14 protein-coding genes and 2 rRNA genes (1 of these 16 only partly in view) are annotated in these 13,245 nt (G+C 42.0%); 15 read left to right on the plus strand and 1 reads right to left on the minus strand.

Annotated elements, in window-relative coordinates; genetic code table 11:
• The 13 genes from MKX49_RS25940 to rsmI form a co-directional block, all read left to right on the plus strand.
• A 23S ribosomal RNA gene (locus MKX49_RS25940) occupies positions 1–1,086 on the plus strand (it extends 1,847 nt beyond the left edge of the window).
• Positions 1,087–1,150: 64 nt separating this feature from the next.
• Positions 1,151–1,266, plus strand: a 5S ribosomal RNA gene (gene rrf / locus MKX49_RS25945).
• Positions 1,267–1,476: 210 nt separating this feature from the next.
• Positions 1,477–1,695 (plus strand): sigma factor G inhibitor Gin, encoded by a 219-nt coding sequence (locus MKX49_RS25950; protein WP_340878251.1) that lies wholly within the window; start codon positions 1,477–1,479, stop codon positions 1,693–1,695.
• Between the two features lie 239 nt (positions 1,696–1,934).
• A complete protein-coding gene (locus MKX49_RS25955) occupies positions 1,935–3,389 on the plus strand; it encodes an aminotransferase class I/II-fold pyridoxal phosphate-dependent enzyme (protein ID WP_340878253.1) in 1,455 nt (484 codons plus the stop codon).
• 39 nt (positions 3,390–3,428) lie between these two features.
• Positions 3,429–4,070 carry a dTMP kinase gene (gene tmk / locus MKX49_RS25960; RefSeq protein ID WP_340878255.1) on the plus strand — a complete coding sequence of 214 codons (642 nt, stop codon included), beginning with the start codon at positions 3,429–3,431 and terminating at the stop codon, positions 4,068–4,070.
• An 85-nt stretch (positions 4,071–4,155) separates the two neighbouring features.
• A complete protein-coding gene (locus MKX49_RS25965) occupies positions 4,156–4,485 on the plus strand; it encodes a cyclic-di-AMP receptor (protein ID WP_034316369.1) in 330 nt (109 codons plus the stop codon).
• Between the two features lie 24 nt (positions 4,486–4,509).
• A complete protein-coding gene (locus MKX49_RS25970) occupies positions 4,510–4,950 on the plus strand; it encodes a YaaR family protein (protein ID WP_048689968.1) in 441 nt (146 codons plus the stop codon).
• Positions 4,951–4,958: 8 nt separating this feature from the next.
• Complete coding sequence (gene holB, locus MKX49_RS25975) at positions 4,959–5,963, plus strand: DNA polymerase III subunit delta' (protein ID WP_141236117.1); 1,005 nt, start codon at positions 4,959–4,961, stop codon at positions 5,961–5,963.
• A 1-nt stretch (position 5,964) separates the two neighbouring features.
• Positions 5,965–6,795: a PSP1 domain-containing protein gene (locus MKX49_RS25980; protein ID WP_340878256.1), complete on the plus strand. Its 831-nt coding sequence runs from the start codon at positions 5,965–5,967 to the stop codon at positions 6,793–6,795.
• A gap of 50 nt (positions 6,796–6,845) precedes the next feature.
• Positions 6,846–7,184, plus strand: a complete 339-nt coding sequence (yabA, locus tag MKX49_RS25985) for a DNA replication initiation control protein YabA (protein ID WP_207117975.1) — start codon at positions 6,846–6,848, stop codon at positions 7,182–7,184.
• A gap of 177 nt (positions 7,185–7,361) precedes the next feature.
• Entirely contained in the window at positions 7,362–8,105 is a 744-nt protein-coding gene (locus MKX49_RS25990; protein WP_048689974.1) for a tRNA1(Val) (adenine(37)-N6)-methyltransferase, read from the plus strand.
• A complete protein-coding gene (locus MKX49_RS25995) occupies positions 8,092–8,352 on the plus strand; it encodes a GIY-YIG nuclease family protein (protein WP_034316360.1) in 261 nt (86 codons plus the stop codon). The genes MKX49_RS25990 and MKX49_RS25995 overlap by 14 nt, the downstream gene beginning before the upstream one ends.
• A 1-nt stretch (position 8,353) precedes the next feature.
• Positions 8,354–9,238, plus strand: a complete 885-nt coding sequence (gene rsmI / locus MKX49_RS26000) for a 16S rRNA (cytidine(1402)-2'-O)-methyltransferase (protein WP_048689979.1) — start codon at positions 8,354–8,356, stop codon at positions 9,236–9,238.
• A gap of 43 nt (positions 9,239–9,281) precedes the next feature.
• Here rsmI and MKX49_RS26005 read toward each other — a convergent pair whose 3' ends face one another.
• Positions 9,282–9,566, minus strand: coding sequence for an AbrB/MazE/SpoVT family DNA-binding domain-containing protein (locus MKX49_RS26005; protein ID WP_048689982.1), 285 nt, complete (start codon positions 9,564–9,566; stop codon positions 9,282–9,284).
• A gap of 623 nt (positions 9,567–10,189) precedes the next feature.
• Here MKX49_RS26005 and metG point away from each other — a divergent pair.
• Entirely contained in the window at positions 10,190–12,151 is a 1,962-nt protein-coding gene (metG, locus tag MKX49_RS26010; protein WP_034316354.1) for a methionine--tRNA ligase, read from the plus strand.
• Between the two features lie 209 nt (positions 12,152–12,360).
• Positions 12,361–13,128, plus strand: a complete 768-nt coding sequence (locus tag MKX49_RS26015; RefSeq protein WP_034316352.1) for a TatD family hydrolase — start codon at positions 12,361–12,363, stop codon at positions 13,126–13,128.
• Positions 13,129–13,245: the final 117 nt, after the last annotated feature.

Below are 13,245 nucleotides of genomic sequence, written 5' to 3' on the forward strand. Positions count from 1 at the left end.
GAAGTATAGGGGCTGACACCTGCCCGGTGCTGGAAGGTTAAGGGGAGAGGTTAGCGCAAGCGAAGCTTTGAACCGAAGCCCCAGTAAACGGCGGCCGTAACTATAACGGTCCTAAGGTAGCGAAATTCCTTGTCGGGTAAGTTCCGACCCGCACGAAAGGTGTAACGATCTGGGCACTGTCTCAACGAGAGACTCGGTGAAATTATAGTACCTGTGAAGATGCAGGTTACCCGCGACAGGACGGAAAGACCCCGTGGAGCTTTACTGCAGCCTGATATTGAATTTTGGTACAGCTTGTACAGGATAGGTAGGAGCCTGAGAAGCCGGAGCGCCAGCTTCGGTGGAGGCGTTGGTGGGATACTACCCTGGCTGTATTGAAATTCTAACCCGCGCCCCTTATCGGGGTGGGAGACAGTGTCAGGTGGGCAGTTTGACTGGGGCGGTCGCCTCCTAAAGAGTAACGGAGGCGCCCAAAGGTTCCCTCAGAATGGTTGGAAATCATTCGTAGAGTGTAAAGGCACAAGGGAGCTTGACTGCGAGACCTACAAGTCGAGCAGGGACGAAAGTCGGGCTTAGTGATCCGGTGGTTCCGCATGGAAGGGCCATCGCTCAACGGATAAAAGCTACCCCGGGGATAACAGGCTTATCTCCCCCAAGAGTCCACATCGACGGGGAGGTTTGGCACCTCGATGTCGGCTCATCGCATCCTGGGGCTGTAGTCGGTCCCAAGGGTTGGGCTGTTCGCCCATTAAAGCGGTACGCGAGCTGGGTTCAGAACGTCGTGAGACAGTTCGGTCCCTATCCGTCGCGGGCGCAGGAAATTTGAGAGGAGCTGTCCTTAGTACGAGAGGACCGGGATGGACGCACCGCTGGTGTACCAGTTGTCTTGCCAAAGGCATAGCTGGGTAGCTACGTGCGGACGGGATAAGTGCTGAAAGCATCTAAGCATGAAGCCCCCCTCAAGATGAGATTTCCCATGGCGCAAGCTAGTAAGATCCCTGAAAGATGATCAGGTTGATAGGTCAGAGGTGGAAGCATGGTGACATGTGGAGCTGACTGATACTAATAGATCGAGGACTTAACCAACGCTTTTAAAAAAATGAAATACCTTCTTATTATCTAGTTTTGAAGGAACAACGTTCCTTTTATGTTTGGTGGCGATAGCGAAGAGGTCACACCCGTTCCCATTCCGAACACGGCAGTTAAGCTCTTCAGCGCCGATGGTAGTTGGGGGTTTCCCCCTGTGAGAGTAGGACGCCGCCAAGCCATTTAAAAAGATCAGCCATCCGGCTGGTCTTTTTTTGCTTAACCCAAAGAAAAATCATTGGATATAAAGGGATTATCAATTATGGAAACTTTTATGAAGACATACACGTATTGAAATTCTTCATCATACATTGTTAAAAGCATCCCCGGGTTCTCTTAAACTATTTAAATCAATGTATGCGAACAATGGTTTTTGGGGAGAATGCAGGTATGGAGGTGGAGATGTTGGGGACAACAAAAACCAAAACAACGGCAGGGGAAACGTGCGCGGTTTGTGAACAAGTAAAAGGGATGGGTATACATCTATATACGACTTTTATTTGTGAGGAATGCGAAAGGGATATGATCGGGACGGATACGAACGATCCCAAGTACCAATATTACTTAAAGAAATTAAGAAAAATCACTAATCCTGAAATATTATCATGAAAAAATAGTTTGTGGAAAGTTAAAGAATCAGAGATAAAAGAAATGTGTGTTTCTTTAGTCTCTGATTCTTTTTTTGGTACTTTAGAAGAATGCTTGGCAACATGCTCCCATGTTGCCGTATGTTCCCTCCAAACAGACTGTTCAGAGATGCATAATTGCCTTTCTGTCGGCGCAATATGAGATAAAATTGTACTTATTTGATAAAATGAAAAAATACTATGATATGAGGGAAGAGAAAAATGAATCAATTACAGACACCATTGTTCGATGCAATGAGTGCTTTTCATAAAAAAAGCTCCATATCCCTGCATGTCCCAGGGCATAAAAATGGATGGGTGTTTAATAAAAAGGGCCAAGCCTTATACAACCCCCTGCTTGGTATTGATGCCACGGAAATAAGCGGTTTAGATGACCTGCATGCTCCAGAGGGCGCCATTCTAAAGTCCGAGCAACTACTCGCTGATCTATATGGGGTAAAGCGGAGTTATTTTCTCGTTAATGGGTCAACCGTAGGCAACATTGCCATGATTCTTGCTGCCTGCAGGGAAGGTGATAAGGTCCTTGTCCAAAGAAACTGCCATAAATCAATTTTACATGGATTGATGTTAGCGAATGTACAACCGATTTTTTTGCAACCGGACTATTATGAGAAATGGGGCATTGCCGGCGGTTTGGGATCAAATTTAATTGAAGAAGCCTTGAGTGTACATCCAGATGCAAAAGCCATCATTGTTACCTATCCTAATTATTATGGAATTGGTGAAGACTTGACGGAAATGGTAAGACTCGCACATCAAAAGGGGATTCCTGTGCTGGTGGACGAGGCACATGGCGCTCATTTTCAGTTAGGAAGTCCGTTTCCCAAGTCGGCCATTTCGGCAGGGGCAGATGCCGTTGTCCATTCAGCGCATAAAACACTGCCAGCCATGACGATGGGGTCATTTCTTCATGTGAATTCATCCTTAATTGATGTCGATCAAGCATCATTCTATTTACAAATGCTTCAGTCCAGCAGTCCATCTTACCCAATTATGGGTTCGCTCGACTTGGCCAGGGCCTACTTAGCCGCTTTTACATCAGAAGATAAAAAATTCCTTATTGAAAAGATATCGGACTTCAGAGGAGAATTAGGTGCCCTGCAGACAGTAAGGGTTCTGGAGGCGCCGCCAGGCACCTTGGCAGACCCGTTAAAAGTAGTCATTCAATCAACAAATGGTTTAAGCGGATTTGAGTTACAGCAGCTATGTGAAGCCGAAGGCATTTTTACGGAGTTGGCTGATCCTGATAATTTATTAATGATTTTACCCTTATTAAAAATGGGTACCGATTTTCCTTTTCATGAAATCATACAAACTATAAAAAGTGCCACTCAAGACAGAACTGGAAACAAGGAAGCAGATCTTCGGGTCCTCTGGCCTGATGGAAGGTCAATGACAGGGCTTGAAATGCCCTACTCCGTCATGAAGCATAGCAAAGCAAGACCTGTCGAATTACGGAAAGCAGTCGGAGAGGTATCCGCCGAGATGGTCATTCCTTATCCGCCGGGCATCCCTTTAATTATGTCCGGGGAAATGATTACTCCTGAACATATATCCAATTTGCGGAGACTGCTGGAAATGGGATCAAGGTTTCATGGTGGTTCCTCCCTTTCAAACGGAGAATTAATCGTTTATGACAGCGGGCAGACTGGTTAAAATGATATACTACATACAAAGAACCTTGGAGGTACATCGATGAAACGTGGTATTTTTATAACAATGGAAGGGCCTGAGGGTGCCGGGAAAACAACCATTACCCAAATGCTTGGCAAGGCTCTGCAAAAAGAAGGCTATCAAGTTCTATTAACCCGTGAGCCAGGGGGAGTTCCCATTTCGGAGCAAATTAGGGAAGTGATCCTTAATAAAGATAATACAGCCATGGACTCGAGGACAGAGGCTTTATTATACGCAGCAGCAAGGCGTCAGCATTTAGTGGAAGTGGTCATGCCTGAGCTGGAACGAGGGGGAATTGTCCTCTGTGACCGGTTTATAGATAGCTCATTAGCCTATCAGGGTCATGCAAGGGGTTTGGATATAGAAGAAGTTTACAATATCAATAAATTTGCAATTGGAGATATGATGCCAGATGCCACGCTCTTTTTTGATATCGACCCAGAAGAGGGATTGAGACGCATCCAGTCCAATGGGGAACGGGAAGTGAACCGGCTGGATCTTGAAGCACTCGACTTTCATAAAAAAGTTTGTGAAGGGTATCAGTTCATTATAAATAGATGGAAAGAACGTTTCATTATCGTGGATGCAGGCCGGACAATAGATGAAGTCTTTGAGGAATCGAAAGCCAGCCTATTGGATTTTTTAGCGAAAGCGGGAAACTGATTATATAGGTTTCCATATTATTCAACCAATACTATTTGATATAATGTAGTTAGTAAAAATTCAGAGTAACCGGAGGATGATGAGAATGAAAATGATCATTGCTGTCGTTCAAGACAAGGATAGTCATCGCCTGCTGAATCAATTAGTGGAAAATAATTTCGGAACGACCAAGTTAGCCAGCACTGGCGGGTTTTTAAAATCAGGTAATACGACTTTTATGATTGGAACAGAGGATGAACGTGTTGACCAAGCCATCCAGATCATCAAACAGAATTGTCAGTCACGATCCCAATTAGTATCACCGGTTTCACCGATGGGCGGGAATGCCGAGTCATATGTACCTTACCCAGTGGAGATTCAAGTGGGCGGTGCGACCATTTTTGTTCTGCCGGTTGAAAACTTTTTACAATTTTAACGGTTAGTTTCAGGGAGGTTCATTATGAAAATCAACCATGATATCCCTATTAAGCTGGATAAATCGCGACAGGATGCCAAACAATTCCAAACCGGAAATGGAAGATTCCAACAAATGGTCCAGACACAGGATCAAAAGATGCAAATCCAAACATTAAACCGTTTGATAGGCGATATCGAAGGGGCGGGTCAGCGTTTAGTAAGGTCACGTACTTTTAGGGAATTGGCAAAATATAAAGCATTGGTGAAACGGTTTGTTAAAGAAGCGGTTGAATATGGACTGGAACTGAAGCAATCAACGAGCTGGAATGAATATGGACAGAGCCGGCCATTGAAAACCGTGGAAACGATAGATGCAAAATTAGTTGAGTTAAGCGAGGAAATTCTTAATAAAGAGAAGAGTTCGCTTGAAATATTGGAAATGATAGGCGAGATTAAAGGTCTTCTGATTAATTTATATACTTAAGTGAGTTGATGGTTTTGGATAAAACATGGCAGGACATGAGTGAAATTCAGCCGCAGGTAATGACGATGCTGCAAAATAGCATAACGAAAAACAGGGTGGCTCATGCGTATTTATTTGAAGGGGAAAAAGGGACAGGCAAGCAAGAGATAAGCTATGCCTTTGCCAAAAGCTTACTATGTGAAGCCCCGACAGCAGGTTATGAGCCATGCGAACTTTGTCGGAATTGCAAACGGATTTCAAGTGGGAATCATCCTGATGTCCATTTGATAGAAAAGGACGGTCTCTCAATAAAGAAAGAGCAAATCAAGGGGCTTCAGGAAGAATTTTCGAAAAAGAGCGTAGAGGCAGATCGGAAGGTTTATATGATTGCCGATGCTGACAAAATGTCTGTGGGGGCAGCCAACAGTCTATTGAAATTTTTAGAAGAACCTTCGGCTGATACGGTAGCAATATTGATGACCGAACAGCTTCAGAGGATTCTGCCGACTATATTATCAAGGTGCCAAGTGATTTCGTTCAAGCCATTATCTCCGGAGAATGTGAAACGGAAGCTGATAGAACAGGAGTTAGAACCACAGCTGGCCTCGGTTATTGCCCACATCACACAGAATGTGGAAGCTGGAATCGAGCTTAGCCATGATGAATGGTTTGTACAAGCTCAAAAAATAGTGGTAAAATTATATGAAGTGTTAAAACTTAATTCCTTGAAGGCAATGCTGTACCTTCAGACGGATTGGTTCACACACTTTAAAGAAAGAGAACAGGTTGACAGAGGTCTTGATTTGTTACTTCTTATATATAAGGATTTATTATACATTCAGTTGGACAAAAAGGACTTCGTTGTGTTCCAAAATAAACTGAAGGAATTTGAAACTCACGCTCTTCATCTTTCCCCAAGACGCCTTGCTGAACATATGGGTTGCATTTTGGAAGCAAAAAGGAAGCTGATGTCCAACACGAATCCACAGCTGTTGATGGAACAGCTTGTGCTGAATTTGCAGGAGGGATCATGATTTGTATGATGTTGTAGGTGTCCGTTTTAAAAAGGCGGGCAAAATATACTACTTCGATCCGGGTGAATTCGAAATTCCTAAGGACGATTTTGTAATAGTGGAGACTGTCCGCGGTGTTGAATTCGGTAAAGTCGTTACAGCCCGTAAACAAGTAGATGAAAACGATGTTGTCCTGCCATTGAAAAAAGTACTTCGGGTCGCTGATGCAAAAGATAAGCTGATTGTAGACGAGAATAAGGCGGCTGCAGAAGAGGCTTACACTATATGTTGTCAAAAGGTTGTGGAACATAAGCTGGATATGAAGCTGGTTGATGTGTCATATACTTTCGACAGAAATAAAGTCGTGTTTTATTTTACAGCGGATGGTCGCGTGGATTTCCGTGATTTAGTCAAAGATTTAGCTGCCATATTCAGAACTCGCATAGAACTGCGCCAAATCGGGGTAAGGGATGAGGCAAAGATGCTTGGTGGCATCGGACCTTGTGGCAGAATGCTTTGTTGCTCCACATTTCTTGGAGATTTTGAACCGGTTTCCATCAAAATGGCGAAGGATCAGAATTTATCATTAAACCCTACAAAAATCTCAGGTTTATGCGGTCGATTGATGTGCTGTCTGAAATATGAAAATGATGAGTATGAAAGTGCGAAGGAAATGCTTCCTGATTTAGGTGAAATGATTAATACGCCTGGTGGCAAAGGCAAGGTAGTGGGGCTTAATATTCTAGAACGCGTACTTCAGATTGAACTAATCGGGCAAGAAAGAGTATTAGAGTATACTCTAGATGAGATTCTAAAAGAGGGAGCCGTTTCTATTCAAGCCACAGATTATTAAGGTGGTGGGAGAGCGTGGATAAGAAAGATATTTTTGAGTCGGTGACCAATATGGAAACCCAGATAGGCCAATTATATAAGCAGCTTGGAGAATTGAAGCAGAACTTAGCTGAAATACTTGAGGAAAATCAGTCGATCAAGCTGGAAAACGAGCATTTGCGCCATCGGTTGGGCCTTGTGGAAGTCGAAAGTGCGCCTGCTGCAGTTAAGGTCAAACAAAAAGTGAAAAACCGTACTCCAAGTGCGGAAAAGGTTATGGATATCGGGGAAGGCTATGATAACTTAGCCCGTATCTATCAAGAAGGCTTTCATATTTGCAATCTGCATTTTGGCAGTTTACGAAAAGAAGGGGATTGCCTGTTCTGTTTATCTTTTTTAAACAAGAAGTGATAATGGATAATATAAAAGATGTTCCATCTCTTTTACGTGATAGATAGACCGTTTACAATATATAGTGATTCGGGGTCTGACGCATACTATGAGTCAGGCCCCTTTTTGTACGACAGTAACATAGAAGCATGGTCCCTAAACATGCTTTTTCCATACATGATTAGGAGGGTAACAGCAATGGTAGAACTTAATGGAGATGAGCGCCTGGATTATCTTTTGGCTGAGAATTTAAGGATCATTCAGAGCCCATCGGTGTTCTCTTTTTCATTAGATGCCGTTTTATTATCAAGGTTCGTGAATGTACCGATCCAAAAAGGGAAAATCGTCGATCTTTGCTCAGGCAATGGGGTCATACCTTTGCTGCTGAGTACAAGAACGAAAGGGACAATTACCGGTGTTGAAATTCAAGAGCGGTTATATGACATGGCCCAGAGGAGCATGGACTATAATGGCGTAACCTCCCAAATCGAGATGATTCATGGAGATATAAAAGAAATTCCAAAGCAGATAGGGTATAGCAAATATGACGTCGTTACTTGCAATCCACCCTATTTCCCGACGCCATCCATGGAGGAAATTAACAAAAATGAGCACTTTGCAATTGCCCGACATGAAATCATGTGTAATCTTGAGGATGTCATGCGTGTTTCAAGCCAATTGCTGCGTCAAGGTGGGAAAGCCGCATTCGTTCATAGACCGGGCCGTCTGATGGATATCCTGCATTTCATGAGGATGTACAGAATTGAACCGAAGCGACTGCAATTCGTTTATCCTAAGAGTTCAAAAGAAGCGAATACGATTCTTATAGAAGGGATAAAGGACGGCAACCCTGATTTGAAGATTCTTCCCCCGCTTGTTGTATATAATGATCAAAATGAGTATAATCCCGAAATCAGAAGGATTCTATATGGAGAGGAATAAGCATTATTTTTATGTTTTAAAGTGCAGGGACGGCAGTTATTATGCTGGGTATACCAATGATTTGCACCGTAGGATTGATGTTCATAATCAAGGCAGGGGCGCTAAGTATACACGTGGCCGGACACCGGTTGAACTGATTTATCATGAAATATTCGAAACACGGACATTGGCCATGCAGGCTGAATATAAATTTAAGCAATTAACAAGAAAACAAAAGGAAAAGTGGATGGCAAAGGAGGATACATGATATGTGGCAGCAAAAGAGTTTTGAAAAAGAAGGATTGGAGCCGGCTCTATATCTGGTTCCTACACCGATAGGAAACCTTGAGGATATGAGTTTCCGGGCTTTAAGAATCTTAAAGGAAGCGGATGTCATTGCTGCTGAGGACACGCGAAATACGAAGAAATTATGCAACTACTTTGAAATTTCGACACCTATCGTCAGCTACCATGAACATAATAAGGAATATAGCGGGAAACAAATGCTTGAGAGGCTTCGATCTGGAGAGGTCATCGCATTGGTAAGTGATGCTGGCTTGCCGACGATATCCGACCCGGGATATGAACTGGTCAAAGATGCCATTGCCGAACAGTTTAAAGTCATTCCGTTGCCGGGGGCAAATGCTGCATTAACTGCATTGATCGCATCTGGACTGGTTCCCCAGCCTTTTTACTTCTATGGTTTTCTGCAACGGGGAGCAAAAGAAAAAAAGCAGGAACTGGAAAAATTAAAAAAAATGGAATCAACTTGGATCGTTTATGAATCGCCACATCGATTGAAAGAAACATTGAAACATATGCATGAAATTTTAGGTGACCGTCGTATAGTATTATGCCGGGAGTTAACCAAGAAATTTGAAGAGTTCATTCGAGGGACTGTGAGTGAGGCCTTGACATGGGCGGTGGAATCCGAAATTCGCGGTGAGTTCTGTTTAATAATAGAAGGCGGGCAATGGTCGGAGGATGAATCGGAAGAGGCTTGGTGGATGGACCTTGATATCGTCGGCCATGTTAATCATTATATAGAAACCAAGCAGTTCACTTCAAAGGACGCAATCAAGCAGGTCGCAAAAGATCGCAATATGCAAAAACGCGATGTTTATCAAGCGTTTCACATTGATATACAAGAATAATGAGCATAAAAAAACTTCCGAAGAACGGAAGTTTTTTTATCATTTATTTAGAAGCAGTGAAGTTTTGTTGAATTTCTTGAATAAGTAATTCTGCACCTTCACGACTAAGAATCAATTTGCCATTGGCAAGTGTAAGGTTGTTATCGGAAACTTCACCTGTAACTTGGCAAGTCATGTTTGGTTTGTATTTTTTCAAGATGATGCGCTCATCATCCACATAGATTTCAAGAGCGTCTTTCTCAGCGATACCCAATGTACGACGAAGTTCGATTGGAATAACCACCCGGCCTAACTCATCAACTTTACGAACAATACCTGTAGATTTCATTTAAAAAATTCTCCTCTCAGTTACAATCTAGTACCCTATTTCTATTTTTTTCGCCATTATTCGACAAATTTTTTTATAAATTTATAATACCAGCCATTCCCAAATTCGTCAATGATTTATTTTCATTTTTTTGTAAGAAATAGCAGGGTCCACTTCGTGTAACAAAATGGCTTTTAAAGAGAAAAAATCGGTTATGCCTTTAAAAGTAAAGAAATGCAGGATACAAAGAACTACTCACTTCACTTCACCACATTTCGACAAAGTATGCATATGAAAACATACTTCCCTATTATATGATTAAATATATTTTAGTTTCAAAACAAAAGTTCTGAATTAAGGATAATTTTCTGAAAAAGTTTGCGAATATGTGAGTTGTTGCACAAAAAAAGAAATTTAGGTATATTTTGTTCAGGTAAGAGGTAATGCTGACAGAAGGGAAGTACCCTTATTTTTAAGTTGAGTCTACTTATTATTTTTTTATTCTATTAACATGATGATTAGATTAGTGATTATTGTCGCACAGAATTGTATATAGCGTTAAAATAGAGATACTAGCTTAAATATATTCTTTTGGCTTGGGCCAGTCCCATAGCCGGTTTTTCAAATGATGAGGAGGGAACGAAGTGCAAGATAAATTAAAAACATTCTATATCACGACACCCATATATTATCCGAGTGGCAATTTACATATAGGGCATGCGTATACGACAGTGGCAGGGGATGCCATGGCTCGTTATAAAAGGATGCGTGGCTTCGATGTCATGTATTTAACAGGAACTGATGAACATGGCCAAAAAATCCAGCGTAAAGCGGCTGAGGAGGGAATCACTCCACAGCAATATGTAGATAATATCGTATCAGGGATCAAAGAACTCTGGGAAAAGCTTGATATTTCATATGATGATTTCATCAGGACGACGGAAGATCGCCATAAAGAGGTCGTAGCCAAGATTTTCAAAAGGTTATTGGACCAGGGTGATATATATTTAGACCAATATGAAGGATTATATTGTACACCTTGCGAATCTTTCTTCACGGAACGTCAAGTCGAAGAGAGCAATGGGAACTGTCCTGATTGCGGCAGGCCTGTTGAAAAGGTGAAAGAGGAATCTTATTTCTTTAAGATGAGTAAATATGCGGATCGGTTACTTAAGTTTTATGAGGAAAACCCGGATTTCATTCAGCCGGAATCCCGCAAAAACGAAATGATCAATAACTTCATCAAGCCTGGATTGGAAGATCTGGCCGTTTCACGTACTACTTTCGATTGGGGCATCAAGGTGCCGGGAGATCCAAAGCATGTCATTTATGTATGGATTGATGCTTTGACCAATTATATAACGGCATTAGGGTATGGAACGGACAATGATTCTAAATACTTGAATTATTGGCCGGCCGACGTACATCTGGTCGGAAAGGAAATCGTTCGTTTCCATACAATTTATTGGCCGATCATGTTAATGGCTCTTGACGTGCCGCTTCCAAAGAAAGTCTTCGCCCACGGATGGCTTCTCATGAAAGATGGTAAAATGTCCAAATCAAAAGGAAATGTAGTGGATCCCGTTACATTGATCGATCGTTACGGGTTGGATTCTTTACGCTACTATTTATTGCGTGAAGTACCATTTGGTTCCGATGGGGTATTTACACCGGAAGGGTTTGTGGAACGGATCAATTTTGACCTGGCCAATGATTTAGGGAATTTATTAAATCGAACAGTTGCAATGGTCAATAAATATTTTGATGGTGTGATTCCAAATTATGAAGGATCCAATGGTGAATTCGAAAAAGCTTTGCTTGAAATGAACCAAGAAACGGTTGGCAAGTATGAGGAAGCAATGGAAAATATGGAATTTTCAGTTGCACTGACATCCATTTGGCAACTCGTGAGCAGAACTAATAAATTCATTGATGAGACCCAGCCATGGACTCTTGCTAAAGATGAATCAAAGAAAGAAGACCTTGCCAGTGTCATGGTTCATTTGGCGGAATCATTACGCAGGACGGCAATCCTTTTGAAACCGTTCTTGACGCAAACACCGGAAAAGATCTTTGCTCAGCTTAGCATCAAAGATGATGTGTTAAAATCCTGGGACAGTTTAGCGGAGTTCGGTCAAATTCCTGCTGAAACAAAAGTCTTGAAGGGAGACCCGATCTTCCCTCGTTTGGATATGGAAGAGGAAGTTTTATATATTAAAGAACAAATGCAGGGGGATGCCCCTAAGGCCGAGGAAAAAGTGGAAGAGACGATTCCCGAGGTTGATGAAATCACTATTGATGACTTTACAAAAGTGGAGCTGCGTGTTGCTGAGGTAATGGCAGTTGAGCCTGTAAAGAAGGCGGATAAGCTTCTTAAACTTCAGCTTGATTTGGGTTATGAGAAACGGCAAGTCGTATCAGGCATTGCACAGCACTATAAACCAGAAGATTTAGTAGGCAAAAAAGTGATATGCGTCACGAATTTGAAACCTGTTAAACTTCGTGGCGAGCTCTCTCAAGGAATGATTTTGGCGGGAAGCCAGGATGATGTGCTCTCAGTCGCTACAATAGATTCATCGATTCCAAATGGTTCAAAGGTGAAATAAACGGATGAAAACATAAAGGTGTTTCATATGAAACATTTTTATGTTTTTTTCTTTATGCTTTTGGAAAAAGTAACGTAATATAGGTTTAGTTTTTGGTTCTACATTTATTAATTGGGCATACAGCCTCTTTTGTAATCTGTTTGTTACCTAAATGTGAAACATAAAACTTTCATTTTTTTATAAAATAGTGCTAGAAAGGAAGAAAAATAATGTTATTTGACACACATGTACATGTTAATGCGGAACAATTCAACGAGGATCTCGAAGACGTAATAGAAAGAGCTAAGGAAGCAGGGGTCGATAATATGGTAGTCGTTGGTTTTGACCGGCCTACCATTATAAGGGCAATGGAATTAATAGAAACTTATGATTTCATGTATGCCGCAGTCGGATGGCATCCTGTGGATGCTATAGATATGACGGAAGATGACTTACAATGGATCGAGGAATTATCCAATCATCCAAAGGTTGTGGCCATTGGGGAGATGGGCCTGGATTATCATTGGGATAAATCTCCGAAAGATGTTCAAATGGAGGTGTTCAGGAAGCAGATTCGATTGGCCAAAAAGGTGGGGCTGCCCATTATCATCCATAATCGGGAAGCGACCGCGGATATCGTGAACATACTGAAGGAAGAAGAGGCATCAAGGGTTGGGGGCATCATGCATTGCTTTAGCGGAAGTGCAGAAACGGCTTTGGAGTGCATCAATATGAATTTTTATATTTCATTGGGAGGCCCTGTGACCTTCAAGAATGCCAAAAAACCAAAGGAAGTGGCAGCAGCCGTACCTTTAGACCGTTTACTGATTGAGACCGATTGTCCATACTTGGCTCCCCATCCTTATAGAGGGAAGCGTAATGAACCTTCATATGTGAAACTTGTCGCTGAACAAATTGCAGAAATCAAACAACTTACAATAGAGGAAGTTTCCCAGGCAACAACGGAAAATGCCAAGAAATTATTCGGCATTAACTGACATTTTTTTTTACAATATCTCCCGGGGTTTGCTAGCTAAAATCGCAATTTTTTAAGGTTTCTACAAATTTCACTCCAACTATAGGCTTATTATGTCGAGAAGTCGCCCTTTCCTTTT

Origin of the sequence: Peribacillus sp. FSL M8-0224 (assembly GCF_038003055.1) — a bacterium.
Taxonomy (GTDB): Bacteria; Bacillota; Bacilli; order Bacillales; family DSM-1321; genus Peribacillus; species Peribacillus frigoritolerans.

Coding starts and splice junctions, on each gene's coding strand:
- MKX49_RS25995 (WP_034316360.1), top strand. CDS start 8,092: ATGGAGAGGAATAAGCATTATTTTTATGTTTTAAAGTGCAGGGACGGC.
- MKX49_RS25970 (WP_048689968.1), top strand. CDS start 4,510: ATGAAAATCAACCATGATATCCCTATTAAGCTGGATAAATCGCGACAG.
- tmk (WP_340878255.1), top strand. CDS start 3,429: ATGAAACGTGGTATTTTTATAACAATGGAAGGGCCTGAGGGTGCCGGG.
- holB (WP_141236117.1), top strand. CDS start 4,959: ATGGTTTTGGATAAAACATGGCAGGACATGAGTGAAATTCAGCCGCAG.
- MKX49_RS25965 (WP_034316369.1), top strand. CDS start 4,156: ATGAAAATGATCATTGCTGTCGTTCAAGACAAGGATAGTCATCGCCTG.
- MKX49_RS26005 (WP_048689982.1), bottom strand. CDS start 9,566: ATGAAATCTACAGGTATTGTTCGTAAAGTTGATGAGTTAGGCCGGGTG.
- MKX49_RS25990 (WP_048689974.1), top strand. CDS start 7,362: ATGGTAGAACTTAATGGAGATGAGCGCCTGGATTATCTTTTGGCTGAG.
- yabA (WP_207117975.1), top strand. CDS start 6,846: ATGGAAACCCAGATAGGCCAATTATATAAGCAGCTTGGAGAATTGAAG.
- MKX49_RS26015 (WP_034316352.1), top strand. CDS start 12,361: ATGTTATTTGACACACATGTACATGTTAATGCGGAACAATTCAACGAG.
- rsmI (WP_048689979.1), top strand. CDS start 8,354: ATGTGGCAGCAAAAGAGTTTTGAAAAAGAAGGATTGGAGCCGGCTCTA.
- MKX49_RS25955 (WP_340878253.1), top strand. CDS start 1,935: ATGAATCAATTACAGACACCATTGTTCGATGCAATGAGTGCTTTTCAT.
- MKX49_RS25950 (WP_340878251.1), top strand. CDS start 1,477: ATGGAGGTGGAGATGTTGGGGACAACAAAAACCAAAACAACGGCAGGG.